This is a genomic window from Streptomyces sp. URMC 127 (assembly GCF_051386535.1).
Lineage (GTDB): Bacteria > Actinomycetota > Actinomycetes > Streptomycetales > Streptomycetaceae > Streptomyces.
The window spans coordinates 1-23,890 of the sequence record NZ_JBPQTW010000031.1 but is presented as its reverse complement, the minus strand read 5'-3'; the positions used below and the strand labels follow the sequence as shown (position 1 = coordinate 23,890).

At 71.7% G+C, this 23,890-nt stretch carries 24 protein-coding genes; 10 read left to right on the top strand and 14 right to left on the bottom strand.

The window, feature by feature from the left end:
• Window positions 1–90: 90 nt before the first annotated feature.
• The 5 genes from ACSNOH_RS10405 to ACSNOH_RS10385 all read right to left on the bottom strand — a co-directional run bounded on the left by ACSNOH_RS10405 (window position 91) and on the right by ACSNOH_RS10385 (window position 5,235).
• Window positions 91–918 carry a 3-hydroxybutyrate dehydrogenase gene (locus tag ACSNOH_RS10405; protein ID WP_436720967.1) on the bottom strand — a complete coding sequence of 276 codons (828 nt, stop codon included), beginning with the start codon at window positions 916–918 and terminating at the stop codon, window positions 91–93.
• Window positions 919–949: 31 nt separating this feature from the next.
• Window positions 950–1,600, bottom strand: coding sequence for a TIGR03086 family metal-binding protein (locus ACSNOH_RS10400; protein WP_436720966.1), 651 nt, complete (start codon window positions 1,598–1,600; stop codon window positions 950–952).
• A 78-nt stretch (window positions 1,601–1,678) separates the two neighbouring features.
• Window positions 1,679–2,113 carry an ester cyclase gene (locus tag ACSNOH_RS10395; protein WP_436720965.1) on the bottom strand — a complete coding sequence of 145 codons (435 nt, stop codon included), beginning with the start codon at window positions 2,111–2,113 and terminating at the stop codon, window positions 1,679–1,681.
• 162 nt (window positions 2,114–2,275) lie between these two features.
• Window positions 2,276–3,862, bottom strand: a complete 1,587-nt coding sequence (locus ACSNOH_RS10390; RefSeq protein ID WP_436720964.1) for a hypothetical protein — start codon at window positions 3,860–3,862, stop codon at window positions 2,276–2,278.
• A gap of 212 nt (window positions 3,863–4,074) precedes the next feature.
• Window positions 4,075–5,235 (bottom strand): response regulator, encoded by a 1,161-nt coding sequence (locus ACSNOH_RS10385; protein ID WP_436720963.1) that lies wholly within the window; start codon window positions 5,233–5,235, stop codon window positions 4,075–4,077.
• A 223-nt stretch (window positions 5,236–5,458) separates the two neighbouring features.
• Here ACSNOH_RS10385 and ACSNOH_RS10380 point away from each other — a divergent pair, with 223 nt between their 5' ends.
• Window positions 5,459–6,124, top strand: a complete 666-nt coding sequence (locus ACSNOH_RS10380; RefSeq protein ID WP_436720962.1) for a TetR/AcrR family transcriptional regulator — start codon at window positions 5,459–5,461, stop codon at window positions 6,122–6,124.
• A 115-nt stretch (window positions 6,125–6,239) separates the two neighbouring features.
• Window positions 6,240–7,610 carry a phenylacetate--CoA ligase family protein gene (locus tag ACSNOH_RS10375; protein WP_436720961.1) on the top strand — a complete coding sequence of 457 codons (1,371 nt, stop codon included), beginning with the start codon at window positions 6,240–6,242 and terminating at the stop codon, window positions 7,608–7,610.
• 154 nt (window positions 7,611–7,764) lie between these two features.
• Here the strand turns inward: ACSNOH_RS10375 and ACSNOH_RS10370 are convergent, their stop codons facing one another.
• Window positions 7,765–8,622: a geranyl diphosphate 2-C-methyltransferase gene (locus ACSNOH_RS10370; protein ID WP_436720960.1), complete on the bottom strand. Its 858-nt coding sequence runs from the start codon at window positions 8,620–8,622 to the stop codon at window positions 7,765–7,767.
• Between the two features lie 124 nt (window positions 8,623–8,746).
• Window positions 8,747–10,021, bottom strand: a complete 1,275-nt coding sequence (locus ACSNOH_RS10365) for a family 2 encapsulin nanocompartment cargo protein terpene cyclase (RefSeq protein WP_436720959.1) — start codon at window positions 10,019–10,021, stop codon at window positions 8,747–8,749.
• A gap of 400 nt (window positions 10,022–10,421) precedes the next feature.
• Here ACSNOH_RS10365 and ACSNOH_RS10360 point away from each other — a divergent pair, with 400 nt between their 5' ends.
• From ACSNOH_RS10360 to ACSNOH_RS10340, 5 genes are all read left to right on the top strand, one after another.
• On the top strand, window positions 10,422–10,994 hold the full coding sequence (locus tag ACSNOH_RS10360) for a toxin (RefSeq protein ID WP_436720958.1): 573 nt from the start codon (window positions 10,422–10,424) through the stop codon (window positions 10,992–10,994).
• 127 nt (window positions 10,995–11,121) lie between these two features.
• Window positions 11,122–12,342 (top strand): MAB_1171c family putative transporter, encoded by a 1,221-nt coding sequence (locus ACSNOH_RS10355; protein WP_436720957.1) that lies wholly within the window; start codon window positions 11,122–11,124, stop codon window positions 12,340–12,342.
• Window positions 12,343–12,355: 13 nt separating this feature from the next.
• A complete protein-coding gene (locus tag ACSNOH_RS10350) occupies window positions 12,356–13,351 on the top strand; it encodes an aldo/keto reductase (protein WP_436720956.1) in 996 nt (331 codons plus the stop codon).
• Window positions 13,352–13,726: 375 nt separating this feature from the next.
• Window positions 13,727–14,626, top strand: coding sequence for an RNA polymerase sigma-70 factor (locus ACSNOH_RS10345; protein WP_436720955.1), 900 nt, complete (start codon window positions 13,727–13,729; stop codon window positions 14,624–14,626).
• Window positions 14,614–15,078: an SRPBCC family protein gene (locus ACSNOH_RS10340; protein WP_436720954.1), complete on the top strand. Its 465-nt coding sequence runs from the start codon at window positions 14,614–14,616 to the stop codon at window positions 15,076–15,078. The genes ACSNOH_RS10345 and ACSNOH_RS10340 overlap by 13 nt, the downstream gene beginning before the upstream one ends.
• Window positions 15,079–15,193: 115 nt before the next feature.
• Here the strand turns inward: ACSNOH_RS10340 and ACSNOH_RS10335 are convergent, their stop codons facing one another.
• The gene (locus ACSNOH_RS10335; protein WP_436720953.1) at window positions 15,194–15,349 is read right to left on the bottom strand and encodes a DUF6131 family protein; all 156 of its coding nucleotides are present in this window, start codon (window positions 15,347–15,349) and stop codon (window positions 15,194–15,196) included.
• Window positions 15,350–15,448: 99 nt separating this feature from the next.
• Here ACSNOH_RS10335 and ACSNOH_RS10330 point away from each other — a divergent pair, with 99 nt between their 5' ends.
• Window positions 15,449–15,853 (top strand): hypothetical protein, encoded by a 405-nt coding sequence (locus ACSNOH_RS10330; RefSeq protein ID WP_436720952.1) that lies wholly within the window; start codon window positions 15,449–15,451, stop codon window positions 15,851–15,853.
• A gap of 29 nt (window positions 15,854–15,882) precedes the next feature.
• Here the strand turns inward: ACSNOH_RS10330 and ACSNOH_RS10325 are convergent, their stop codons facing one another.
• Window positions 15,883–17,529 carry an amidase gene (locus tag ACSNOH_RS10325; protein WP_436720951.1) on the bottom strand — a complete coding sequence of 549 codons (1,647 nt, stop codon included), beginning with the start codon at window positions 17,527–17,529 and terminating at the stop codon, window positions 15,883–15,885.
• Window positions 17,530–17,660: 131 nt separating this feature from the next.
• On the opposite strand from ACSNOH_RS10325, the gene ACSNOH_RS10320 reads away from it, so the two are divergent.
• Both ACSNOH_RS10320 and ACSNOH_RS10315 read left to right on the top strand, forming a co-directional pair.
• Complete coding sequence (locus tag ACSNOH_RS10320; protein WP_436720950.1) at window positions 17,661–18,827, top strand: sensor histidine kinase; 1,167 nt, start codon at window positions 17,661–17,663, stop codon at window positions 18,825–18,827.
• 74 nt (window positions 18,828–18,901) lie between these two features.
• On the top strand, window positions 18,902–19,225 hold the full coding sequence (locus tag ACSNOH_RS10315; protein WP_436720949.1) for an antibiotic biosynthesis monooxygenase family protein: 324 nt from the start codon (window positions 18,902–18,904) through the stop codon (window positions 19,223–19,225).
• A 146-nt stretch (window positions 19,226–19,371) separates the two neighbouring features.
• Here the strand turns inward: ACSNOH_RS10315 and ACSNOH_RS10310 are convergent, their stop codons facing one another.
• The 5 genes from ACSNOH_RS10310 to ACSNOH_RS10290 all read right to left on the bottom strand — a co-directional run bounded on the left by ACSNOH_RS10310 (window position 19,372) and on the right by ACSNOH_RS10290 (window position 23,739).
• Window positions 19,372–20,238: a hypothetical protein gene (locus ACSNOH_RS10310; RefSeq protein WP_436720948.1), complete on the bottom strand. Its 867-nt coding sequence runs from the start codon at window positions 20,236–20,238 to the stop codon at window positions 19,372–19,374.
• Complete coding sequence (locus tag ACSNOH_RS10305) at window positions 20,235–21,173, bottom strand: fatty acid desaturase family protein (protein WP_436720947.1); 939 nt, start codon at window positions 21,171–21,173, stop codon at window positions 20,235–20,237. Before ACSNOH_RS10305 ends, ACSNOH_RS10310 begins: the two co-directional genes overlap by 4 nt.
• Before the next feature lie 59 nt (window positions 21,174–21,232).
• Complete coding sequence (locus ACSNOH_RS10300) at window positions 21,233–22,351, bottom strand: amidinotransferase (protein WP_436720946.1); 1,119 nt, start codon at window positions 22,349–22,351, stop codon at window positions 21,233–21,235.
• Window positions 22,352–22,563: 212 nt separating this feature from the next.
• Entirely contained in the window at window positions 22,564–23,127 is a 564-nt protein-coding gene (locus ACSNOH_RS10295) for an HAD family acid phosphatase (protein WP_436720945.1), read from the bottom strand.
• 132 nt (window positions 23,128–23,259) lie between these two features.
• Window positions 23,260–23,739 carry a nuclear transport factor 2 family protein gene (locus ACSNOH_RS10290; protein ID WP_436720944.1) on the bottom strand — a complete coding sequence of 160 codons (480 nt, stop codon included), beginning with the start codon at window positions 23,737–23,739 and terminating at the stop codon, window positions 23,260–23,262.
• Window positions 23,740–23,890: the final 151 nt, after the last annotated feature.

Below are 23,890 nucleotides of genomic sequence, written 5' to 3'. Positions count from 1 at the left end.
TCAGCCGACGGCGCTCAGCGTCAGCGGCGCGCCGACGCCGGTGCTCCAGCTCGGTCCGTACGCGCCGGGCCAGGTGCTTGGTCCAGGCAGTCAGTGGGCGGTCCATCCGCCGTCCATGGTGAGGGTGCTGCCGGTGATGAAGGCGGCGTGCTCGCCGCACAGGTACGCGACGGCCTCGGCGACCTCACGGGGTTCGATGAGGCGTTTGACGGCCGAGTCCGCCAGGAGGATCTCGGTGAGCACGCGCTCGGCGGGGATGCCGTGGAGGGCCGCCTGGTCGGCGAGCTGCTTCTCGACGAGGGGGGTGCGCACGTAGCCGGGGCTCACGCAGTTGGAGGTGACGCCGTGCGGCGCCCCTTCGAGGGCGGTGACCTTGGACAGTCCTTCGAGGCCGTGCTTGGCGGCGACGTACGCGGACTTGTAGGCGGAGGCCCGGAGGCCGTGTACGGAGGAGATGTTGACGACGCGGCCCCAGCCGCGGGCGTACATGTGCGGCAGGCTGCCCCTCAGCAGCCGGAAGGGCGCTTCCAGCAGGAGGGTGATGACGGCGCGGAACTCCTCCGGCGGGAAGTCCTGGATGGGGCGTACGAGCTGGGTGCCGGCGTTGTTGACGAGGATGTCGGTGCCGGCGGCCGCCACCTGCTCGGCGGCGTCGAGGTCGGTGAGGTCGAGGACCACGGCCTCGACGGTGCCGGGCAGGTGCGCCGCCTGCGCACGGAGGGCGTCCAGGCCCGGAGCGTCGCGGTCCACGGCGCGGACCCGGGCTCCGGCGGCGGCCAGCCTCAGGGCGCAGGCCGCGCCGATGCCGCCGGCGGCGCCGGTTATGAGGGCGGTACGCCCGTGCAGGTCGGGAGAGTTGAGGGAGGTGAGGGAAGCGTCCCCCGGGGCCGGTGAGTTCGAGGAGTGGGGCGCGGTCATGTCCGCACCCTAGACCGAGGCACCGGAAGGCCTACGGCCTGCGTCCCATCGCGTGGAGGAGCCGGCTCTGCTCCGACGTGTCCGCCGCCGGCGAGGCCTCCGTCTGCGGCCCGTAGTAGCGGTTGCTGTCCGTGACCGGGCTCTCGCTGACACCGTGATAGATCCACGCGAAGTTGCCGACTGCCCAGCGCACCGTGCGCGCGTCGAGCCGTTCGTCGAGCCGTACGGCGCGGGCGAGATCCCACGTGTGCGTGATCGCGTCCACCACGTACAGGCCCAGCAGTTGCCGCCCCGGGACGGGGCCGAACGGGTAGTCCGCGATCCTTTCGAGCGCACCGGCGGCGCGGAACGCCTCTCCGCACTCGGCCACGGCGTCCTGGTAGGCGGCGACCGGATCGCCGCCGAGTGCGTCCCCGTTCAGGTGCGCCATGAACTCCGCGCTGCTGCCACCGCGCAGGAGCGCGGTGTAGATGCGGTTGCCCACGACCATGTGGTTGACCAGCCGGCGTACGTTCCATTCGGTGCAGGGCGTCGGGTTGTCCCAGCAGGTGTCCGGCACCGCCCGCAGGCGCTCGCCGAAGCCTTCCGCCGCGGTGTCGAAGTAGCTGAGGAGTGCGGTGTCCGCGCCCACATCCGGGGCCGTGTCCGTGCCCATGTCCGGGGCCGTGTCCGTGTCATGCATGACGCCGATTCTGGTCACCGAGCGCGGCCGAATCCGGCGGGAATCGGTCGCCGATGTGGCCGCTCCCGGCCGGTCCGGCTAGCGCGAAGCCTCTCCCGGTGCCGGGACGACCCCGAGCTGCTGCAGGAAGCCGAGGAGGTCTTTGTCCGACCACTTCTCGGCGAGCTTGCCGTTCTCGATGCGGTGGATCACCGTCGCGGTCATCGTGATGGGCCTGCCGGTGGCCGGGATGCCCGGCAGGTCTCCCTCGTGCACCCCACGGGCCGTCAGCCGTGTCACGACCTTGTCGCCCTCGGCGATCTGGTCCTCGATCTCGTGGGTTCCGGGCGTGGCCTCCCAGAACAGGCGGAAGGCCTGTTTCAGCCCTTCACGGCCCGGTGCGAACCCCGGAAAGGGCGGCGGCGAATGGTCCTTGTAGTCCTCGGCCACGAGCTCGTCCATGGCCTGCACATTGCCCTGGTCGATCTCCTGGTAGAAGCGGCGTACCAGCCTCTTGTTCTCCTCGGGGGACACGACGACTCCTCCGCGCGCTCATTTCCCACCGCCGGCACACATCGCCGGCGCAACCCGTACGGGATGAATGGTCACCGCCGGATTCCTCGACGCGCCCGCGACGCGCAGGCAATCGCCCATATTCGCTCGCATTCACCCGAAGCAGCCGGGCCTCCCCTCAGGTCAGCCGGACGGAGCGAGCAGCCCGTAGACGTGCAGCGCGCCCGAGAACGTGGCCAGGTACACCCTGCCGCCGGTGACGGTCGGCGGCACGAACTTGGCGAACATGCCCACGTCGTCGCGCGCGGCGTTCATCTTGCTGTTCCACAGCTCGCGCGTGAGGTCCTGCGCGTCGTAGCAGCGCAGGATTCCTTCGACCACCGCCTGGTTGGCGTCGTCCCGGTAGGGGTGGGAGGCCCACAGCAGGGCGGTGCCGGCATCGGTGCCGCGGGCGGAGAGGGACAGCATCCCGCCGGGCATGCCCGGGGAGCCGCCGGGGACGCCGGTGGGGTCGGTGGTGGTGCTCGTGGACACCGGCGCGGTGGCGAAACGCCGGCCGTCGAAGCGGTACGCGCGCAGGAAGGCGTTCTCGGGCCACACGTAGGCCCGGGGACCATCGGGGAAGTCCCCGTACGCCGGGCCGCCGTGGATGTGGTGGCGGTTGCCGTCGGGCGTGACGACGTAGAAGCTCTGCGGGATCCGGGCGTCGGATCCGGCGTGGAAGCGGCCCATGTCGCCGGTGTCCAGCAGGTAGAACTTGCCCTCCTTGCCGCCGCCCAGCAGCAGCGGCGTGCCGGGCAGGAGCAGCGGGCCGGCCGAGCCGAGGTCGGCGTCCTGGGCGTCTAGGACGGCGTTGTTGTACGGCGAGAACCAGTCGGCGACGGCGAGGTCCGGAGTGAGCTTGACGATGCTGTCGCCCAGTTCGCTGCCGTCGGCGGCGAATCCGCCGTTGCCGGTCATGCAGTACAGACCTCCGCTGTCGTCGACCGCGAGGCCCTGTCCCGCCTGCCAGATCCCGCCCATGCGCGTGCCGGGCGTCGTCACGTACGCGCCCGCGAGAGCGAGGGTGGCGGCGTCGTGGGCGAGGACCCAGCCGTGGTACGGGCGGCGGTCCCCGTAGGAGGCGAAGGCGGTGTACACCCGGCCGTTGGCCAGGGTCAGCGCGGCCCGCTGGATGTGCCGCCTGCTGGCAAACGCGATCCGGCCGCCGCTGCTGCCCTCCCCGGTGCCGGGGACCTCGGCGGCGATGCGGACGGGCCCGCCGAGGGCCTGCCGGCCGGTGGCGAGGTCGAGGGCGTGCAGGGTGTGGTGGTAGCCGCCGGCGTCCTTCGTGAAGGCCACGGCGTACAGGACCTGCCGCTCGGTGTCGATGACGGGGGTGCTCACGATGCCGACCTCGACGGCGATGTCGCGGTAGCCGGACGGCCCGATCTGCGGGTCGGGGAGCGGCACCGGCGGCCCGAGGGAGACCCGCCACAGGGGTGCCTCGGCAGCGGGGTCGTGCGCGTCGAAGGCGTAGACGCTGTTGTGCATCGTCGCCGCGTAGACGACGTCGCGCGGGCCCGCGCCGGGCACGTCGACGCCCGGGACGACGAGCGGCTGGGCGTAGACCTGGCCGTCGACGGCGCGGGTGAACAGCTTGCCGAAGGTCGCGGGGCCGACGGTGGAGGGGCTGAGCGCGTGCTCGCGGAGGTTGGCGCCGGTGCGCCGGTTGTCGTTGTGCTGCGTGGTCACCGGCGCGGGGCCGGCTCCGTCGCCGATCACCGGCATCCGCGGTGCCCCTCTCCTCCGTATGTGCCTTGCTCCGCGCCCTTCTCCGCCTACTGCCGCCTCTCTCCGGCCCAGGGTCGGCGGCGGGCGGCGGGGCCTCAATCACTGGAACGGGTGACACGGGAGTGCGACGGCTTTGCGGGTACGTGCCCGAGCAGCGCGTACGCCCAGCGTAGGGGGGTGGTTACCGGCCGGCCGAGCGGGCCGGCATGTCACCGGGACGCGTGGCGTTCCAGGTAGATGGACGTGAACACGGCGACCTTGGCGCGCAGGGCCCAGGGGTCGAAGGGCTTGCTGATGTAGTCGACCGCGCCGGCCGCGTAGCCGCGCGCCGTGTGTTCCGGGTCCACGCCCATCGCCGTCAGGAAGATGATGGGAACGTCGCGCGTGCGGGGCCGGCGCTTGATGTGGGCGCACGTCTCGTAGCCGTCCATCTCCGGCATCTGCACGTCCATGATGATGACCGCGAAGTCGTCGTGGTCGAGCAGCGCCTTGAGCGCGGCCCGCCCGGACGAGACGGTGACCAGGTCCTGGTCGAGGGTCTCCAGGACGGCTCGCATCGCGAGCAGGTTGTCCGCCTGGTCGTCGACGATGAGGACCTTGGGCATGGACCGGGAGTCCGAGCGCGAGCGCGGCCCCGGCCCCGGGTTCGGGTTGTTCGCATCCGGGCCGCGGACATGGGCGGCCGTCGGCAGAGCGGTGGGCACAGGAGCGGCGACGTGCTGCTGCTCCACGGCCTCCAGCTGCCGTTCGAGCAGGTCGCAGCGGGCCTCCGCGGCGGCGCGCTGTTCCCGTGCCTCGCGGAGTTCCTTCCCCAGCCGTGCCACTTCGGCTGCCAGGGCGTTGCGTTCCTCCAGGAGGTCGGAGACGTCGGGGTGGGCCGCCGCGAGGCGGTCCGCCCGTTCCCGCTCGGCGCTGCGGTCGGCCTCCAGCTGGTTGAGGCGTACCTCCAGGTCGGCGATGCGGTGCGTACGGTCCAGCAGCGCGTCGCCGAGCACGTCACCCCGTACGGTCGAGCGCCGGGAGGCCCGGTCGGCGTCGGCCAGTTGCTGTTCCAGGATCTCCACCGCGTGCTTGGGCGACGAACCGGCGTCGACCGCCGACCCGTACAGGCCGCGCACGAACTCGATGGCCTCGGCGGTGACTGCGGTTCCCCGGTGCTCGGCGAGGTCGGCGAACAGGTCCATGATCACCTGCCAGGGTGGTAACCGGGTGCCGTTCAGGTAGCGCGAGAACGTCCCCGGATCGCGCCGGCGGCGCGCCGCGTACCGCCGCACGGACAGCTCCATGCCCTCGAACAGGTCCCGCAGGGCCTGGGCCAGGGCCCGGGACGTGTCGGTCAGGTCCTCCCCCAGCGGCCGAAGCTCACCCATGGCATTTCCCTCTCTCCAGCCCTTTGCACGGTACGGCAAAAGGGACCCGGCACCCCTCCGACCCGGAACGTGCGAAGGGGATTCACAGGATGGAGGGCCGCGGGGCCGTTGCGCTTCGCGATCCGGGAACCGGCGCAACGATGCCCGTTGCCACGGCGTTGCCCCGCAACACCCGCTCCCCGGAAGGCATTTACAATACAGTCGTGCGCTGTATCGTAAATGCATGAAGCAGAGCGGCGACAACGGATCTCGCACCAGCGCCGGCACCAGCCCCGGCACCAGCGCCAGCCCCGGCACCACCGCTACGGCCACGGGCGCGCGGCCCCCCGGCCGTCCCCGCAGTCAGGAGGCGGACGAGGCGATCCTCTCGGCGGCGCTCGACCTGCTGATCGAGCGGGGCGCCGGCGCGACCGGCATCGAGCAGGTCGCGCGCCGCGCCGGGGTCACCCGCGCCACCGTCTACCGCCGCTTCCCGACCCTGACCGACCTGCTCGTGCGGGCCGTCGCATGGGAGTACCGGGACCTGGACCCCGGCTCGCTGGACCGGCCGGACGTCGACGCCATGATCGAGGACTGGGCCGGACACCTCGGCACCCCCCGCGCCCGCCGCCTCATGCGGCGCCTCTACAGCACGGTGGACGACCTCCCCGAGCTGCTGCGCGCCTACCACGAGGCGTACGGACGCCACCGCACCCGGGCCGTGCGCGCCGTGCTCGAACGGGCCCGCGCGGCCGGGCAGCTCCCGCCGGACAGCGACCCGGAGATCCTGCTGCAGATACTGGGCGGCGCGGCGCTGCAGCACCTCGCCGCCCACCCCGACACGACGCCCCCCGGTGAGGTGAAGGCCTACTTCGCCGCCGTCCTCCGCCAGGCCGGCTACCGGCCGTGAGCGGAACCCGCCGCGCCCTCGCACCAACCCCCGCAACCCGCCACGTCCGCCACAGCCTCCGCCTCCCGCCGCACCACCACGCCCGCCGCACCGTCACCCGAAGGAGTACCGGTCCATGAGTGAGAGCAAGGCCTGGCTGTCGCAGGACATCCGCCGGGCCCGCAAGCAGGGCACGGCCGCGATCACGCAGCGGCAGCGCAACCGGCTGGCGGACATGGTCACCCACGCCCGTGCCGCCTCGCCGTACTACCGCGAGCTCTACCGCGGCCTCCCCGAACGGGTGGAGGACCCGGCCCTGCTGCCGGTCACCGACAAGAAGACGCTGATGGGGAACTTCGACGCGTGGGTGACCGATCGCGACGTCACCCATGACAAGGTGCGGGCGTTCGCCGAAGACCCGGAGCTGATCGGGCGGCGCTTCGCCGGGAAGTACCTGGTGGCCACGACCTCGGGCACGAGCGGCCGGCGCGGCCTGTTCGTGCTCGACGACCGGTGCATGGACGTCGGCTCCGCCCTGACCGCCCGCGCGCTCGCCTCCTGGCTGGGTTCGGCCGGAATCCTGCGGACCGCCGCCCGGGGCGGCCGCATCGCCCAGCTCGTCGCCACCGGCGGGCACTACGCGAGCTACGCCGGCTACCAGCTCGTGATCCGCGAAAGCGGGTGGCGCAGGAAGGTGCTCCGCGCGTTCTCCGTGCACACGCCGATGCCGCAGCTGGTCGCCGGGCTCAACGCGTACCGGCCCGCCCTCGTCATCGGCTACACGAGCACCGTCATGCTGCTCACCGCCGAGCGGGAGGCCGGGCGCCTGCGCATCGACCCGCTGCTGATCCTGCCCGCCGGCGAGACGATGACCACGCACGACACCGACCGCATCGCCCGCGCCTTCCGCACCACGGTCCGCACGGCGTACGCCGCGACCGAGTGCACGTACCTCAGCCACAGCTGCGCGGAGGGCTGGTACCACGTCAACAGCGACTGGGCGGTGGTGGAGCCGGTCGGCGCCGACCACCGGCCCACGCCGCCCGGGGAGTTCTCCCACACCGTCCTGATCAGCAACCTCGCCAACCGCGTGCAGCCGTTCCTGCGCTACGACCTCGGTGACAGCGTCCTGCTCCGGCCCGACCCGTGCCCCTGCGGCAGTCCGCTGCCCGCCGTCCGGGTGCGGGGGCGCTCGGGCGACATCCTCACGTTCCCCACCGGCAGCGGCGGCCGGGTCAGCCTCTCGCCCCTCGCCCTGGGCACGCTCTTCGACCGGACCCCCGGCGTCGAGCTGTTCCAGATCGAGCAGACAGAGCCGGCGGCCCTGCGCGTACGTCTGCTCCCGGCCGCCGGTGCCGACCCGGACGGCGTGTGGCAGACCGTGCTCCAGGAGCTGACCCGGCTGCTCGCCGGCAACGGCCTCGGCCATGTCAGCGTCCAACGGGCCGACGAGCCGCCGCGGCAGACGCCCGGCGGCAAGTACCGGACGGTCATCCCGCTTCCCTGACGAGCTGACGGGGGGAACGGCCTTGCGCTCCGGCGCTCCGGCCCTGGCCCCCGGCAGCACACGCCGCCGAGGGCCGGAAAGGCCGGCTCCGTCAGGCCGCCCGGTTAGACCCGGCCAGACCCGGTTAGACCTGTCCAGATCCGGTTAAACCCGGTCAGACCCGGTCGGCCGCGATGAGCAGGTACTGGAAGCTGCCGTCCTTGTACGCGGTCAGGAAGGCCTTCTCGATGCCCGTGGCCAGCGGCGACTGGGCGCGCAGCTCCCAGTACGGGATCGTGGCCTCGGTGAGGTCCACCACCGCGGCCGGGACGAGGCGGTTCTTCGCCATCTCCTTGAAGTAGCTGCTGCGCGGGTGAATGTCACAGATGTAGTGGGCGTTGATCTCGCTGACGGCCCGGGACGGCAGGCCGTAGCTGTCGTTGTAGCAGCCGGTGATGGTCACGTAGCGCCCGCCGTGCCGCAGCATCCGGGCGTACTCCGGGAACAGCTGGGACAGGTCGACGTACATGGTGCTCTCGTTGTTCCAGATGGCCCGGAAGCGGCCCGTCTCGAAGCCGGTGTCGAGCATGTTCTTGAGGTGGAAGCGCACCTTGCCGGCGACGCCGCGCTTCTCGGCCTGCTCATTGGCGAACGCCACCTGCGTCTCGGAGATGGAGATGCCGTCGACGTGGCAGCCGAACCGCTGGTTGGCGACGAGGCTGCTGCCGCCCCGGCCCGAGCCGGAGTCCAGCAGGTGGTCGTCGGGGGTGATGGGGCCCAGGTGGCTCAGGAGCAGGTCCGTCTGGGCGCACTCCAGGCGGTGCAGTTCGGCGGTGATCCGCTCGTCGCGGGTCTCCTCGGGCCCGTCCAGGACCGACCAGTCGGCGTCACCGATGCCGTAGTGGTGGTGGTAGATGCCGTCCACTTCGCCGAGGCGGAGGTTGACCGGGTTCTTCTCGCGGTTCCAGTAGTCGGCGACGGACCGCTGGTACGCGCTGGCGAGAACCGGGGCAGGGGACTCCTGAATGGTCACCGTGTCTTCTCTTTCCGTTGGCTGGTGAACTGATGGAAACTCAACTGGAAGGGATCGTCCGGCCAAGTGGGCCCCGGGATCGGATCACTCGATCACCGGATCGCCGGATCGCCGGATCACCCGCTCACTTGACCGGTGCCTCGCGGTAGCGGGGGCTGGTGGCGTGCCACTCCTTGCTGCCGCCCATCCACGCCCACAGCCCGGCCAGGTAGCGCCGCAGCTCCGGGGAACCGGCCGCGCTGAGGACGGCGCACTCGGCCTCCACCGTGTGCATCAGCTCGTCGTGGATGCACGCCGCCCGGTTCACCGCCTCCTGCAGGGAGCAGTTGTCCTCTGCGGCGATGAGGTTGGGCAGGTTGGTGTCGGTGGGGTCTTCCTTGGTCATCGAGTACAGGTCGTTGAGGAGCACGTTGGCCGTGCCGGCGTACAGGTACGTGCGGCGCACGCGCGCGTCGGCGAACTCCGCGGCGGGGAGTTCGTAACCACCGACCGGGTCGATGAGGACCATGCACGGGTAGAAGGCGTTCTCGTAGCGGTGCAGCATGTACTCCCACACGGCGGGGGTGCGCCCGGAGCTGCGCCACTCGGCCTCCTGGTTGTAGCCCACGAACATCACGGCCAGTTCGTGGCGCAGCCGCGCGACCTGGGTGGGGCTCGCGATGTGAGCCAGGTGGTCGAGGCAGGAGCGGAAGGCGCGCAGCACCGGCTCCTTGCGGACCACGTTCTCGAACTCGCCCAGGTAGCGGGCCGGGAGGCGTACGGGGTCGACGACGGCGTGGGCGAGGGCCAGGCGCGAGCCGATCAGCTCCGGGTTGGTGTCCTCCCCCTCGTCGACCCAGTGGTCGTCGACGGCCCACTCGGCGAGCCCGCACTTGGCGGCGACGAGGATGCGCTCGGCGTCGTCGGTGTCGGGGTGGGCGAGCATGAACAGCCGCCCGAAGTTGTGCGACCGCAGCCGTTCCAGGCGGCCCTGGAAGATGCCGGTCTCCTCGGCCCACTCGACCAGCCGGTTGTTGACCTCTTCGCCGAGGGCCGGGTCGTCGCGCTCGGCGTCCGGGCAGTAGAGCGGCGGCACCCGGACGGAAGCCCCTTCCGATCGTCCTTCCGGGCCTCCCTCCGCGCCTGCGTCCGGGACGCTTCCGTCCGCGGGCGGGGCCGTGTCCTGCCCGGCCGGGCGCGCGCCCGTCGCGGCGGAGGCCTCCGGGGGCGGGCCGGCGTCGGCGGGGAGGGCGGTACGGAACAGGCGGGCCGCGGACGTGCCCAGCCCCGTCGGCCCGGCGAGGAGGCCGTGCACCGCCTCCGCCACGGCCGGCGCCGTCCCGTCGGCCGCGGGACGATGCGGGCGCAGGGCGTTGCGCGCTCCTGCCTGGAGCGGAGAGGCGCCGTCAAGCTGGGGCATCCGGGGGGTCCCTTCGCTACGCATGCGGGCATCGCGAACGGCGGTCCGCGACGCCGGAGTTCTCCGGTGCAGCAGACTGACGGGCCGGTGCCTTCTTGCACAGCAGATGCGGCACACATTCATCCGTATGTAGCTGTGTATGTTTATCCGCACGACTTGCGGTACAGATACGGCAGAAGCGGTCCCTCGACCGGCCGACAGGTGGGCACGCCGACCGGCCCATTGCCGCGTGGGCCTACGGGCCCATCACCCCATGGGCCAATCACCCTCTCCAGCAGGCGCTTTCGTACGCCCTTCACGGGCCGCCGGCGATGTATCGACTTGCTGACCGGTGGGCTAGTAGATTCTCCGGTGCCATCGGCGTACTTCTTCCGCAGTCGGTCCGGGTGAGAGAGAGTCAGTGGGAGCACATCATTTCCCCAGCGATGGTTCAGGATCCGCGGCCGGCGGTCGCGGTTCCCGGCGGGCGCTGCGGCGGCTGCGCCGGGGTGCCGACGCCCGGCTGACCCGGCTCGGGCTGCCGGACCACTGCGACATCGTGACGCTATGCGAACACCTGAGCCGCCGGCGGAACCGGCCCCTGCACCTGGCTCCGGTCATCATGGGCGCGTCCTACCCGTGCGGGATGTGGGTGGCCCTGGACACGGCCGACATCGTCATCTTCGAGGCCAACACCAGCAGGCTCCACCAGGACCACATCATCGCTCACGAACTCGCGCACATGATCTGCAACCACCGGGGCGAGACCGGGCCGGCCGGCACGTCGGGCCTCTCCACGATGTTCTCGTACCTCGACCCCGAGCGGGTCCGCGAGGCGCTCGGCCGTACCAGCTACTCGACCGAGGAGGAGCAGGAGGCGGAGATCATGGCGTCGCTGATCCTTGAGCACGTCACCCGTCCTCCGCTGGAGAGCAGGTGGGACGTTCCCCCGGTGGACGCGGAGGCCGTGGCCCGCATAGAGAGGTCGCTGTGATCTCCGTGATCTCCGCGGTCTCTGTAGCCTCCGTGACATCCCTGACCTATCCGACCCCCGTAGCCTCCATGACCTCCATAACCTCCGTGACCTCCGGGGCCTCGCCGCTCTTCGCCGGGGAGGGACCGTGCTGGGGCTGAAGAGCATCGTCTTCCCCCTCTGCGCCGCCCTCTGTGCCGTCGCCTTCCTGTACAAGCTCCTCGACGTGCGGAAGGGAAGCCGGGATCCGTCGCTGATCGCCCTCCTCGTCGCGTTCCTCTGCAAGGGCGTCTCCTTCGTCCTGTCGACCCCCGCCGTCTCGGCCGCCGTCGACGCCTTCACGGGCGTCACGAACCTGGGGGCCCTCGGCATCCACCTGGCGGGCGGGGCCTCCTCCAGCGCCGCCTTCCTGATCGCGATCGTCCACTGGGTCCACCCGCGCGAGGTGGCGCGCGCAAGGACACGCGTGCTGCTGACCGTCACCGCCCTCTGCGGCCTGGTCATGATCACCCTGTGGTGGGCCGGGGACGACGGGTCCGGTCAGCGGTCGTCGCACTACCTGCTGCAGAACGCGCACCGCCCCGTCACTGCGGCCTATCTGCTGCTGTACGTCACCGCGTTCGGGGCGAGCATGGTCGAGATCATCCGGCTGAGCCTCCGGTACGGCAGGGTCGCCGGCCGCGCGTGGCTGCGCCGCGGTCTGCACTGCACGGCGGCCGGTGCCGCCGCCTACCTCGTCTACTGCCTCAACCGGGCCTGGGCCGTCGTCGCGGTACAGCTGGACCTCGCCCCGCTGAACTGGGAGGCCGTCACCCCCGTCGCCAACGGGGTCGGCATCACCTTCCTCGCGGCCGGGCTCACCATGCCCTCCTGGGGTCCGCGGGTCTCCGCCGCCCGGCAGCGCACGAGGCACTTCGTCGCCCATCAGAAGCTCCACCGGCTCTGGAGCGATCTCTGCGCCGCCAGCCCGAACATCGCACTGAGCCCTCCGGAGCGCTCGCGGCTCGCCCGATTCGCGCCGTACGACATCAACTACCGGCTCTACCGGCGCGTCATCGAGATCCAGGACGGGATCCTCGCCCTGCGCCCGTACATGCCCGGGGATCCGGACGGCGCGAGCGCCGAGGCCGGGGCGGCCCTCGTGGCGGCGGCGATCGATGCGAAGATGCGGGAGGTCGAACTGTCCGAGGAGCCGCCGACGGTGACGTCCTTCGTCCCTTCGGACGTGGATTACGCGGGCGAGGTCGCCCGGCTGGTCGCGATGGCCCGCGCCTATTCCGCCCTGGTCAAACAGGGGCCGGGCGGGGCGGCAGTGAGCGGTCAACGGCCGGGACATATGGGAACGCATGGGAACGTACGGGGAACGTGAGGAGACGCAGGTCATGAAGAACCGCAGACTCGGTGGCAGCGGTGCGACCGTTTCGGCCATCGGTCTCGGATGCATGGGGATGTCCATCGCGTACGGCCCCGCCGATCCGGCGGAGGCGCGGCGCACCCTGGACCGCGCCGCGGAGCTGGGCGTCACCTTCCTCGACACGGCGGACGCCTACGGGCGCGGGGCCAACGAGGAGCTCCTCGGGAGCTGGCTGCGGGGGCGGGCGCGCGAGAGCTTCTTCCTCGCCACCAAGTTCGGGCTGCGGCACGACCCCGTCAGCGGAAGGGTCGACCGGGTCGACAACTCGCCCGAGCACGTGAAGCGGGCCTGCGACGCCTCCCTCCGCAGGCTGGGCGTCGACCACATCGACCTGTACTACGTCCACCGCCGCTCCCCGGACGTCCCGGTCGAGGAGACGACCGGGGCCATGGCGGAGCTCGTCGCCGCCGGGAAGGTGCGCTTCCTCGGCCTGTCGGAGGTGAGCCCCCGGACCCTGCGGGACGCGCACGCCGTGCATCCGGTCAGCGCCGTGCAGATGGAGTACTCGCTCGCCACCCGGGACGTGGTGGAGGGCGAGATGCTCGCGACCTGCCGGGAGCTGGGCACGGCCGTGGTGGCGTACTCGCCGCTGGGCCGCGGCATGCTCGCCGGCGCCGTCTCCTCGCGCGACGAGCTCTCCGAGGGCGACAACCGGCGGCGCTGGCCCCGGTTCTCCGCCGAGAACATCGACCGCAATCTCGCGCTGGTCCGTGCCCTCGAATCCGTCGCCGGGGAGATCGGCTGCACCCCCGCGCAAGCCGCTCTCGGATGGCTGCTCGCCCGGGGCGACGACATCATCCCCATCCCCGGCACCAAGCGCCTCGCCCGGCTGGAGGAGAACGCCGCGGCCGTGGACCTGGTCATGACGGAGGATCAGCTGGCGCGGATCGGTGACGCCGTCCCGGCCGGCGCGGTGGCCGGCGCGCGCTACCCGGAGCAGGCGCTGAGCCGGCTGGGGCACTGAATCCGGCCGGGACACTGAGCCGGGCTGAGGCACTGAGCCGGGCCGGGGCTGCGGGCCGTCGTTCGCGGGCCGTCGTTCGTGGGCCGTCGTTCGCGGCCCGGCTCAGCCCTGGCCGAAGCGGAAGCCGACCGTCCCGGGAAGGCGCGTACGCCCCGGGCGACCGGCGCCTCCCGGCCGCCCCGTTACGCCGGTCCGAACAGCGCCCGCGCTGTGAAGGGGATCACAGCGGGAAGGTGTCACGCTTCGCCCGTGCGCCGTGTCTCGATGGGCATCCGCGGACCAGCAGTCCGCCGGTCGCGGACCGACGAGAGGAGCCGGGTGTGATGCCGCAAGGCCGAGGCGCGCGAGTGCCGGGGACGGTGCCGGAGGCGGGTCATGGCTGAGGACGACGCCTTCACCGAGCACCGGCCGCTGCTGTTCACCATCGCCTACGAGATGCTGGGCAGCGCCGCCGACGCCGAGGACGTCCTGCAGGAGAGCTACCTGCGGTGGAGCGCCGTCGATCCGGCGACCGTCGAGCACCCGCGCGCCTACCTGGTCCGCGTGGTGACGCGGCAGGCGCTCAACCACCTGCGCACGGTCCGGGCACGGCGCGAGGAGTACGTCGGCTCGTGGCTGCCGGAGCCGATCCGCACCTCGCCCGGGGTGAGCGAGGACGCGGTCCTGGCCGAGTCGGTGTCGATGGCCATGATGCTCGTCCTGGAGACGCTGAGCCCGGCCGAGCGCGCGGTGTTCGTCCTGCACGACGTGTTCGGCTACACCCACGGCGAGATCGCCGCCTCGATCGGCAAGGCGGAGGTCACCGTCCGGCAGATCGCGCACCGTGCGCGCAAGCACGTCCACGCGCGCCGCCGCCGCTTCGAGCCCGACTCCGGCGCGGCCCGGGAGGTCGTCGAGCGGTTCCTGCGCGCGGCGGCGACCGGCGAGATCCAGGCGCTGATGGACCTGCTGGCGCCCGACGTCGTGGTGATCGCCGACGGCGGCGGGAAGGCGACCGCCGTGCGCCGCCCGGTCACCGGCCGCGACGGCGTCGCGAAGTTCGTCCTCGGCCTGGCCCGCAACGGCACCATGGCGGCCCGCATCGAGCAGGCCGCGTACAACGGCATGCCCGCCGCCCGCTTCCTCACCGGCGGCGCGCTCGACTGGCTGGTCGCCTTCGAGATCCGCGACGGCCGGATCACCGGGCTCTACGGCATGCGCAACCCCGACAAGCTGCACCGCGCGGACGCGGTGCACGCCCTCGACCGAGGAGGTCACCAACCGTGGAAACTGTAGTCGTCGAGCGCACCATCGACGCCCCGGTCGACGAGGTCTTCGCCTGGCTCACCACGACCACCAACTACACGGCCTCGCCGCTGGTGGTGCGCTGCCGGCTGACCCGGCGCGGCGAGGGCGCGCCCTACGGCACCGGCGCGGTGCGCAGCCACCTGTGGGTGGTGGGCTGGTTCCGGGAGCGCATCACCCGCTACGAGCCGCCGTACGCCACGGAGTACGTCGTCGACCGCAGCCTGCCGCCGTCCCGGCACGAGCTCGGCCGCATGACGTTCACCGAGACCGACGGCGGGACGCTCGTCCGCTGGACCACCCGCGCCGAGGTGCGCGTGCCCGTCCTCGGCGCGTTCCTCACCCGGCTCCTGATGCGGCCGGTCCTCACCCGTACGTTCGGCAACATCCTCGCCGCGGCCGACACCGCCCTGACCCGCGGCCCCGGCCGGAGCCGCGCGTGACAGGCCTACGCGGCGACGACGGGCGTACGCGGCGAAACGCGCGGGGACCGCGGCGCCGCTCATCTGAGCGGCCGCCGTGCGGGACCTGCCGTTCAGCGGTGACGCGCGACGCCGCCTACCAATAGTGCCGCCGGCCTCCCACCGCGTGGCCCACGGCGCCCAGCAGCCACAGGATCGCTCCGATGACGAGCAGGATGATTCCGATGGTCCACAGGATGGAGATGCCGGTCACGAACCCGATGACGAGGAGAATGACTCCGAGGATGATCATGGTGGCCTCCGCTCGGCGGAATCCCCCTGCATCCACTCTCCACCCCTGCCGGGACTCTCGCCACGGCAGTCGGCGGGGGCGCGCGGTTACGATCGGCGGATGGCTCGTAAGAAGACGGCGCGGCGCCTCGTTGTCGCCGGGGCGACCTACCTGTGGTCGCTGAGGCACTCCCACCGTTCCCTCGGCAACGGCCGGTACGAAGCCTGCTGTGAAACGCTCGTCATCCGCCTGTTCGGGGCGCGGGGGCGGCTGCACGTGTCCTTCGGGGGCAGCCCCGGCCGGCTCGTTCCGGACGGGTACTTCATGCCGTCGGGGGCGGTCGGTACGGCCGGGGGCCCGGTGCTGAACCTCCACGAGCCGGGGACGGTCAGGGCCGTGCTGGACGAGGCCCTGGTCAGAGGGTGGGATCCCGACGACCCTCCGACCGCGGAGATGGACGGGTGGGCCCTCTTCGAGGCGGTGGCCGCCCGCCGGGCCCGGGCCGCGGTCCAGCCCGCGGTGTAGCCCGTGGTGTAGCCCGCGGTGAAACGGTCTCATCCGGATGCGCCGGGCCCCGCCGTCGGCAGGTACCGCGGTGCCCGCCAGGCCTTGAGCCGGTGCTCGACCGCGGCGCCCAGCGACAGCAGTGCGGTGTCCTGGTGGTCACCGGCCATGAGGAGCAGGCCGACGGGGAGTTCACCGACGAAGCCGGCGGGGACCGACAGCGAGGGGTATCCGGCCACGGCCGCGGGGGTCGAGGACGGGATGATGTCGTTGTCGCCGCGTGCGCAGTCGGTCGTCCAGGCGGGCGGGTTGGCGGGCGCGGCGATGGCGTCCAGCCGGTGGGCGGCCATCGTCTCGTCCACGGAGCGCCGGGAGAGGTCCTTCAGCTCGGCGCGCATTGCCCGGTAGCCCGGGTCGGTGACGGGAGGGGCGGCCAGGGCCTGTTCGAACAGTTCCTGGCCGGCGAAGCAGGTCCGCTCCGCCGCGTGGGCCCGGTTGAACGCGATCAGCCCGGCGAGGTCGCGCGGCCCCTTGCGGGTGGCGAGGTAGGCGTCGATGTCCCGGTGGAACTCGCTCAGCAGCGCCGGGAACTCCAGCTGGGCGAGCCGCTCCTGGTACGGGAGCGTCACCTCCACGACCTCGGCTCCCGAGGCGCGCAGCTTCTGTGCCGTACGGGTCATCAAGGCGTCCACGTCCGGCCCGAGCGAGGGCAGCCGCCACAGGCCGATCCGCTTGCCGCGCAGCCCGCCGGAGTGCGCCTGCCGATCGTCCGGCAGGCCCGCGCCGGGGCGCGCGGCGCCGTCCTCGCGGAGCACCGCGAGGGTGAGCGCGGCGTCGGTCACGTTGCGCGCCATGGGGCCCGCGGTGTCCTGCTCGGCGGAGATCGGCACCACACCGGAGCGGCTGACCAGCCCGAGGCTGGGCTTGTGGCCGACCACCCCGTTCATCCCGGCCGGGCACACGACGGAGCCGTCGGTCTCGGTGCCGATCGCCACCTGCGCCAGGGACGCGGCGAGCGCGGCGGCCGAGCCGGAGGACGACCCGCACGGATTGCGGTCCAGCACGTAGGGGTTCCTGGTCTGCCCGCCCACCGCCGACCACCCCGATGTGGGCTTCGCGGCGCGGAAGTTCGCCCACTCGGACAGGTTGGTCTTGCCGAGGATCACCGCGCCCGCGTCCCGCAGCCGGTTCACGAGGGCCGCGTCGGTGTCCGGCGGGCTGCCGGCCAGCGCCAGCGACCCGGCCGTCGTGAGCATGCCCCGGGTGTTGATGTTGTCCTTGAGCAGCACGGGGATGCCGTCGAGCGGACCGCGTGCACTCCCCCGCCGGTGTCTGGCGTCGCTGGCGGCGGCCTGGCGCATGGCGGTCGGATCGGTGCGCAGCACGGCGTTGATCTTCGGGTCGACGGTGGCGATCCGCCGCAGGTAGACGGCGGTCAGCCCGGTCGATGTGAGCGACCCGTCCGCCATGCGGGCCTGCAGCTCCGGGATGGTCACCCGGTCGAGGTCGAAGCCGAGGTCGAAGCCGGGACCGACGTCGGGGCCGGCGTCGGGGCCGAGGCGCGGAGCCGGTGGAGGGCCGCCGGGCGCGGGCCCGTTGCCGGCGGCTTGCGCGCTTCCGCCCGGCACGCCCGCCACCAGGGACCCCACGACCAGCGCCACTGCAGCCGTCACGACGAGAGCACTCTGCTTCCCCATGGGTGCCAGAGGACTACATCGCCGCGCCCGGCACAAGAGTTCACACCGGCCGTGGCCGAAGAGAGCCGCCCCGGACCCGTAATGGACCCGGTGGCCCCCGTACGGGCCGGGCTTAAGGTGTGCGAATGCGCATGGTCGGTTCACCGGTTCTGGGACGTCTGGGCGATGCGCTGCTGGCGGTGTCGCTGGCCGTGCTCACGACGGTCTTCTCCCTGCAGTACGCGCCGGACGGCTGGCCTCCGTTCGATGCGACGGCCATCGTCCTGACAGGCGTCGTCTACCTCCCCCTGGCCTTCCGGCGGCAGGCCCCCTGGCTGGTGCTGGCCCTCTCCTGCGCCGGGTACACCGCCTATGCGGCGCAGGGTTTCCAGCCGTCGGCGATCGTCTGGGGCCCGGTCCTCGCCTTCTTCACGATCGCCTGCCTCAAGCCGCCCCGGGCGGTGGGCGCCTGCGCGCTGCCGACGGCTGTGGTGTGGACGTACGGCTCGCTCGCCTCGGGCGTCCTGTCGGCGGAGGTGTGCGTCGGGCAGACGGCCGTCGTGCTGGGCGTCGCCTGGGTCTTCGGCGCGACCATCAGGGAACTGGGCGTCCGCAACCGGCGCCTGGCCGAGCTGACGGCCCGGCTCCGGGAGGAACAGGAGGCGCGGGCGCGCCACGCGGTCACCGAGGAGCGGCTGCGCATCGCGCGCGAGCTGCACGACGTGGTCGCGCACCACCTGTCCGTGCTGTCCGTGCAGAGCGGCCTCGCCTCGTACGTCTTCGACTCCGACCCGGGGACCGCGCGGGGCGCGCTGGACACCATCCACACCACCGCCCGCCAGTCGTTGGAGGAGATGCGCGGCCTGCTGCAGGTGCTGCGGATCTCCCCCGACGGGACGGAGATGACCGGCGGGCCGGCCGGGGGGCCCGCGCCGGGCCTGGAGCGGCTGGACGAGCTCGTCGACCGCGTCGGGGCGGCCGGGGTCGCGGTGGACGTCGCCGTCCGGGGCGCCCGGCGTCCCCTGGCGCCGGGACCGGACCTGTGCGCCTTCCGGATCCTCCAGGAGGCGCTGACGAACGTGCTCAAGCACGCCGGTGCGGCGCGCGTGAGCCTGTTGCTGGACTACGGTCCGGAGATCCTCACCGTACGGGTGACCGACGACGGCGGCAGCGGCGAGGCTCCGCGGGACGCCACGGGCGGCGGGCACGGCCTGATCGGCATGCGGGAGCGCGTGCGGATGTACGGCGGGCTGTTCCGGGCGGGGCCCCTGCGGCCGCGGGGCTTCGAGGTGATGTTCACCCTGCCCCTGGTGAGCTGACGACCGCGGCCGCCACGCCGGCGAACCGGCACCCCTGCCGCACCGGCAACAGGGGCATCGGGCACCATGGGGCCATGAGCGTAGTCAAGATCAACGTCCTGACCGTCCCCGCCGAGCAGCGCGCCGTCCTGGAGGAGCGGTTCTCCTCGCGCGCCGGGGTCGTGGAGTCCAGCGACGGCTTCGAGTGGTTCGAGCTCCTGCGGCCCGTGGAGGGCACGGACGACTACTTCGTCTACACGCGCTGGCGCAGCGAGGAGGACTACCAGAACTGGATGAACGGGCCGATGCGGCAGGGCCACCAGGGCGGGGGTGACGGGGCGCGGCCGAAGCCGGCTGCTACGGGTTCCTCGCTGCTGTCCTTCGAGGTCGTGCAGCAGGCGTCGCCGAAGAAGGCCTGAACGGGCTCGGACGCCCGAAGGGGCGCAGGGGCGCGAGGATGGTTCCTCGCGCCCCCGGATGTCACCACTTCTTCGCGACCGGGCCCGTGTTCAGGTCCCCGTGGTCAGATCCACGTGATCAGGTCCACCTGGTCAGGTCCACCTGGTCATGTCCACCAGACGAGTTCGTTCGCGTCGTTCAGGGCCGTGAAGCAGGTCAGCAGCAGCCGCTTGGCGTCGCCGGCGGGCGTCTCCCCGCCGAGGACGGCGTGCGCGAGGTTGCCGTTGATCACGCACAGGTCCCCGCTCTCGACCGGGACGACCACGCTGGGGTGGCCCTCCAGCTGCTCCGGCGGGTAGGGGAAGCCGCTGTACGTCAGGTCCAGCCGCTCGCGCGAGCGGTCGTCGGGCTCGACGTTCCACAGCTTGATCTGCCCCGTTCCGCCGGGCACCTGCGGGTAGACGTTGACCGCCATCACCCGGCGCAGCTCCTGGATCTCGAAGCCCGCCTGCAGCGGGTCCCGGAGCTGGGCCAGGTCGTCGTGCGGCATGAGCAGGAAGGCGCCGGTGTTGTTCCACAGGACGGCCTTCGAGTCGCCGGCGGCGCGTCCTTCGTGCACCGCGGCCCGGATCCCCGCGAGGCTTCCGTGGGCGGCCAGCCGGTCGCGGAGGGCGGCCACCGGGTCGGTCGCACCCTCGTACAGGGCGCGTACGGCGTCGGCGGAACGTTCCACCTCGGTCAGGTAGGCGTCCGTCGTCTTCTCGATGTGCGAGGCGCCGACGATGTACCCCTCGACGCCGTCCTCGCCTTCCCCGTACCGGGGCGTGCGGCGCGTGGAGGCCCAGAAGTTCGCAACGATCCGCCGGCGGTCCTCCTCGGGGACGAAGCCGGTCACCCGGTAGGCGGCCAGTTCCCCGCGCAGGACGCTGAGGACGGCCTCGGCGTCGACGTCGGCGTGCGTCTCGTGCACCCGGAACTGTTCCGGCAGGAGGGCCTTGCCCGTGATCCGCGGTGCTGTGGTGCCGGTGGTCATGCGCTCCTCCGACGGGTCTCGCTCGCGGTGGACGGTGCGCCGCCGGTCGCGGTGCCGTGGTGGAGCAGCGGGCGCCGCCGGTCGAGGAAGCCGAGCATGGCCGGGACCGGGCTGATGATGCGCGGCCGGCTGTCCAGCTCGCCCCGGCGCCGTTCCCGTACGACCGGCATCTGCGACCAGTGCGTCGCCGGGCTGAGGTGGTGCTCCTGGTGGTAGCCGTCGTTGAAGGTGAGGAAGTTGTACAGCCGGCCGTAGTGGCTGACGGAGTCCGTCGCCCGCGAGGACGGGTCGGCCCCGTAGTGCCGGTAGTAGTTCTGCACGTTCACCATCGCCAGGGCCACGAAGAACGCGGGCAGGTAGCAGAAGAGGGTCCACTGCCACGAGATGACCGCGAAGAGCACCAGCGACAGGCAGTGGGCGGCGCGGTCGGCCTGCACCTGGCGCAGCTCCTTGCCGCGGCGCGGCTCCCGGCGCGAGGCGAGGGCCAGCAGGTTGGCGTCACCGGCCCCCACGCGCCACAGCCGTACCACGTAGAGCACCTCTTTGGCCCGGCCCACGAGCGAGTCCAGGGCGCCCAGCAGCACGTAGCTGATCAGCGGTGCGTGCTCGCCGTCCTTGCCGCCGCGGTAGGTGGACGAGGTGTCCCGCGTCGTGCCGTCCGCGCCCTTGAGGTCGTTGTTGAACCGGTGGTGGTTGCGGACGTGCGTGAGGTGGTACGCCTGCACCGACTGGCCGATGTTGACCGAGTTGAGCATCGACACCAGGCCGTTGAGCCGCGACGAGGTGAACCACGGGACGTGCGTGAAGAGGTGGGAGATGACGATGATGTTGTAGGCCATCATCACCGCCAGGAGCGCGAAGCCCCCGGCCCGCCAGGAGACCGGCGCCCCCTCCCATGCGGCGGCCAGCACGATCGTGACGGCGAACTGCGCCACGCTGAACACCAGCAGGAGCGCGTCCCGCGGTGTGTGTTTCCATATCCCCCCGGTCGTCATTAGAAGTACGACTCCAGGGTGCCGCGGCGGCGCACGTCCAGCGTGGCGCAGTGGAACGAGCCGCCGAAGCTGTTGAAGTTGCGGAAGTTGACCGGGATCGGCTTGAAGCCGAACTTCTTCATCGCGTCGATCATCGGCTGGTCCTGCCGCTCCACGATGACCCGCTCCTCGTCCAGCATGAGGATGTTCATGTTGATCCACTTGCTGGTCATGTACAGCGGGTGCGAGTCGGGGATGACCGGTGCGGGCGCGGTCATCACGTCCCAGCCCTTGAAGAGCTTGGGCACCTCCGGCACGCGCTCGGGGTGGATGAGCAGCTTGCCCGGGGCCATCGGGACCAGCGTCGCGTCGATGTGCATCGGGTGCGAGTCGTTGAACTCGAAGACGTGGATGCGGTAGTCGTCGCCGAGGTGGCGGCGCAGCCACTCGATGCCGAAGTCGTTGGTGACGTTGCTCTTCTGGGCGATGATGTCGCGGCCGCAGCGGGTGAAGTCGGCGGCGTCGAAGGTCGGCTCGAACTCGGTCACCACGAGCCGCTGGGGGCCGTCCTCGCCCGGGTCGGTCCAGTCCTGGTCGAACTGATCGTCCGTCAGCTCCGGCTTGGGGCCGGCACTCCACTTGGCGCCGCCGCGGAAGTACTCCTTGAGCAGCGGGCGGTAGGCGAGGTTCTCGTAGTAGCGCGAGCGCCAGGCCATCGGGCACTCGATGATGTCGTTGCCGACCACGAGCAGGGCGTCGCGGGGCATCGCCGCGTACATGCCGGTGCTCTTCCAGTCCAGCGTGCTGTACTCGGTGCGCTGCGGGATCGGCTCGGGGCGGCGGACCTTGACGCCCTCGCTGGTGAGGATGTGGGCGAACTCCTCGAGCTCCTTGCGCGCGGCGGCGACCCGCTCGGCGGGGAAGGGCTGCCCGGCGTTGCGGCGGAAGGTCTCGTGCTGGTTGCCGGGCAGCACGGGCGGCAGGGCCATGTGCCAGGTCGGGAAGCTCGCTTCGTCGACGATGCCGACGATCACCTCCTCCAGCGGGTCCCACTCGGTGTAGGAACACACGGGGCCTTCGGGCTGTTCTGCCTGAGCAGTGCGTTCGGTCGCGCTGGTGTCCACCGCGTCAAGTGTCACGGGCTGTGCTCCTCTTGCTTGCTGTACGACGTGCGGAGCCGCCACCGGCAGACACGGGTGATCTTGCGTGAGCGTGCCTTCAGCGGTGGTGGCCATCGATCGAGTGATCGAATTCAACGCTTGCGCCCGCCGGGCAGGCAAGGCTCCCGGTAAGGTTGTCGCAAGTTGTCGTAAAAGGCGTTCTTGACAGGCCTGGGCACGCCGATTTGCCGTCAGGAGAGGCGGCCGCCGTAGTCGGGCAGCTTGAAGCCCTTCTCGTAGTAGCCGCCGTCGAAATCGGTCGACCGGTTTCCTATGTTGGCGGTGATGGCGTAGCCGTCCCCGGTGAGTTCCTTCCGGCACCGCGCCTTGCCCTCGCCCTTGCTCTCGCCGTGCTCGCGCGTGCAGATGGCGTCCACCGGGTAGCCGGCGTCCTCCAGTTGCTGCCGGGCGGACGACGAGGAGGTGCGGGCGGTGACGAACAGCACGGACATGCGGTGCTGATGCGCCCACTCGGCCACGTCGAGCACGGGCCGGTTGGCCCGCCCCGGGTGGAAGTACGTCTCCAGCGCGGTGTTGTCGATGTCCAGGACGATCGCCGGCTGCTTCCCGCCGCGTCCGGCGGAGTGGTCCCGCAGCCAGGGGACGGCGGGGGCGACGGCCTTCTTCACGTCGGACTGCCAGGTCTCGTAGTCCGGCACGGTGCCGCCCGAGGCGGCGGTGGCCGGTGACGCGGCCGGGAACACGGCTGCCGTGAGTACGGCGAGGGCGGCGATGCGGGACTTGCTGACGGACATGGACCCGTTCCTTCCGGTGATCGGTCTGCCGGTCAGAAAGATCGATCACCGGAAGGACGTACGGGCGACGGGAAGATGTCACCGCCATGAACATGTCCAGTCGGGGGGCCTGCTGCGGCAGGGCGGCCGCCCTCAGGCAGCAGGGGCCGCCAGCCACTCGTCCGGCACCTGCGGGGGCGTGCCCCGGGTCCAGGTCACGTGCAGCGCCGTGGCACTGATCCGCCAGCCGTCGGCCGTCCTGGTCAGCTCGGTGAGGGTACGGCCGCCGGAGACGAAGAGCTCCTCGGAGCCGCCGGCGAGCACGTGCGTGCTGAGCTGCGTGCCGCGGACCGTGGCACGGTCGCCGTCGATCTCGATGACGGAACCGGTCCCGAAGTGCACGGTGCGGTCGAAGAGCGCCATGCCGCGCCGGATGTGGGCCAGCAGGGCCTCACGGCCGCGAACGGTGCCGATGGGCATCTCCGCGGTCACGTCCTCGGTGTGGAACGCGCGGACCCATGCCTCGTCGAAGACCCGCTCGTCGAGGGAGCGGAGGTAACGGTCCAGCAGGTCGGTGATGTCGGCGCGGTCGGTCAGGACCTGCAGCTGACGGTGCATCTGTTCGATCTCCATGAGGAAAACCTTGTCACCTCAAGCATGCTTGAGGTCCAGCGGCACAAGAGTGACCTGAGCAACAGGAGGTGGTGTGGATGAGCCGGTTCGTGAGCGGGTGCCGCCGCCTCCGCCACCACCACAGCGAAGGCGGCGGTACGGGGGTGGGCGG

Excerpts from the sequence above, each read along its gene's own strand:
- ACSNOH_RS10405 (WP_436720967.1), bottom strand. The coding sequence starts at position 918 with ATGACCGCGCCCCACTCCTCGAACTCACCGGCCCCGGGGGACGCTTCC.
- ACSNOH_RS10400 (WP_436720966.1), bottom strand. The coding sequence starts at position 1,600 with ATGCATGACACGGACACGGCCCCGGACATGGGCACGGACACGGCCCCG.
- ACSNOH_RS10390 (WP_436720964.1), bottom strand. The coding sequence starts at position 3,862 with ATGCCGGTGATCGGCGACGGAGCCGGCCCCGCGCCGGTGACCACGCAG.
- ACSNOH_RS10385 (WP_436720963.1), bottom strand. The coding sequence starts at position 5,235 with ATGGGTGAGCTTCGGCCGCTGGGGGAGGACCTGACCGACACGTCCCGG.
- ACSNOH_RS10380 (WP_436720962.1), top strand. The coding sequence starts at position 5,459 with ATGAAGCAGAGCGGCGACAACGGATCTCGCACCAGCGCCGGCACCAGC.
- ACSNOH_RS10375 (WP_436720961.1), top strand. The coding sequence starts at position 6,240 with ATGAGTGAGAGCAAGGCCTGGCTGTCGCAGGACATCCGCCGGGCCCGC.
- ACSNOH_RS10365 (WP_436720959.1), bottom strand. The coding sequence starts at position 10,021 with ATGCCCCAGCTTGACGGCGCCTCTCCGCTCCAGGCAGGAGCGCGCAAC.
- ACSNOH_RS10350 (WP_436720956.1), top strand. The coding sequence starts at position 12,356 with ATGAAGAACCGCAGACTCGGTGGCAGCGGTGCGACCGTTTCGGCCATC.
- ACSNOH_RS10345 (WP_436720955.1), top strand. The coding sequence starts at position 13,727 with ATGGCTGAGGACGACGCCTTCACCGAGCACCGGCCGCTGCTGTTCACC.
- ACSNOH_RS10335 (WP_436720953.1), bottom strand. The coding sequence starts at position 15,349 with ATGATCATCCTCGGAGTCATTCTCCTCGTCATCGGGTTCGTGACCGGC.
- ACSNOH_RS10330 (WP_436720952.1), top strand. The coding sequence starts at position 15,449 with ATGGCTCGTAAGAAGACGGCGCGGCGCCTCGTTGTCGCCGGGGCGACC.
- ACSNOH_RS10325 (WP_436720951.1), bottom strand. The coding sequence starts at position 17,529 with ATGGGGAAGCAGAGTGCTCTCGTCGTGACGGCTGCAGTGGCGCTGGTC.
- ACSNOH_RS10320 (WP_436720950.1), top strand. The coding sequence starts at position 17,661 with ATGGTCGGTTCACCGGTTCTGGGACGTCTGGGCGATGCGCTGCTGGCG.
- ACSNOH_RS10315 (WP_436720949.1), top strand. The coding sequence starts at position 18,902 with ATGAGCGTAGTCAAGATCAACGTCCTGACCGTCCCCGCCGAGCAGCGC.
- ACSNOH_RS10310 (WP_436720948.1), bottom strand. The coding sequence starts at position 20,238 with ATGACCACCGGCACCACAGCACCGCGGATCACGGGCAAGGCCCTCCTG.
- ACSNOH_RS10295 (WP_436720945.1), bottom strand. The coding sequence starts at position 23,127 with ATGTCCGTCAGCAAGTCCCGCATCGCCGCCCTCGCCGTACTCACGGCA.
- ACSNOH_RS10290 (WP_436720944.1), bottom strand. The coding sequence starts at position 23,739 with ATGGAGATCGAACAGATGCACCGTCAGCTGCAGGTCCTGACCGACCGC.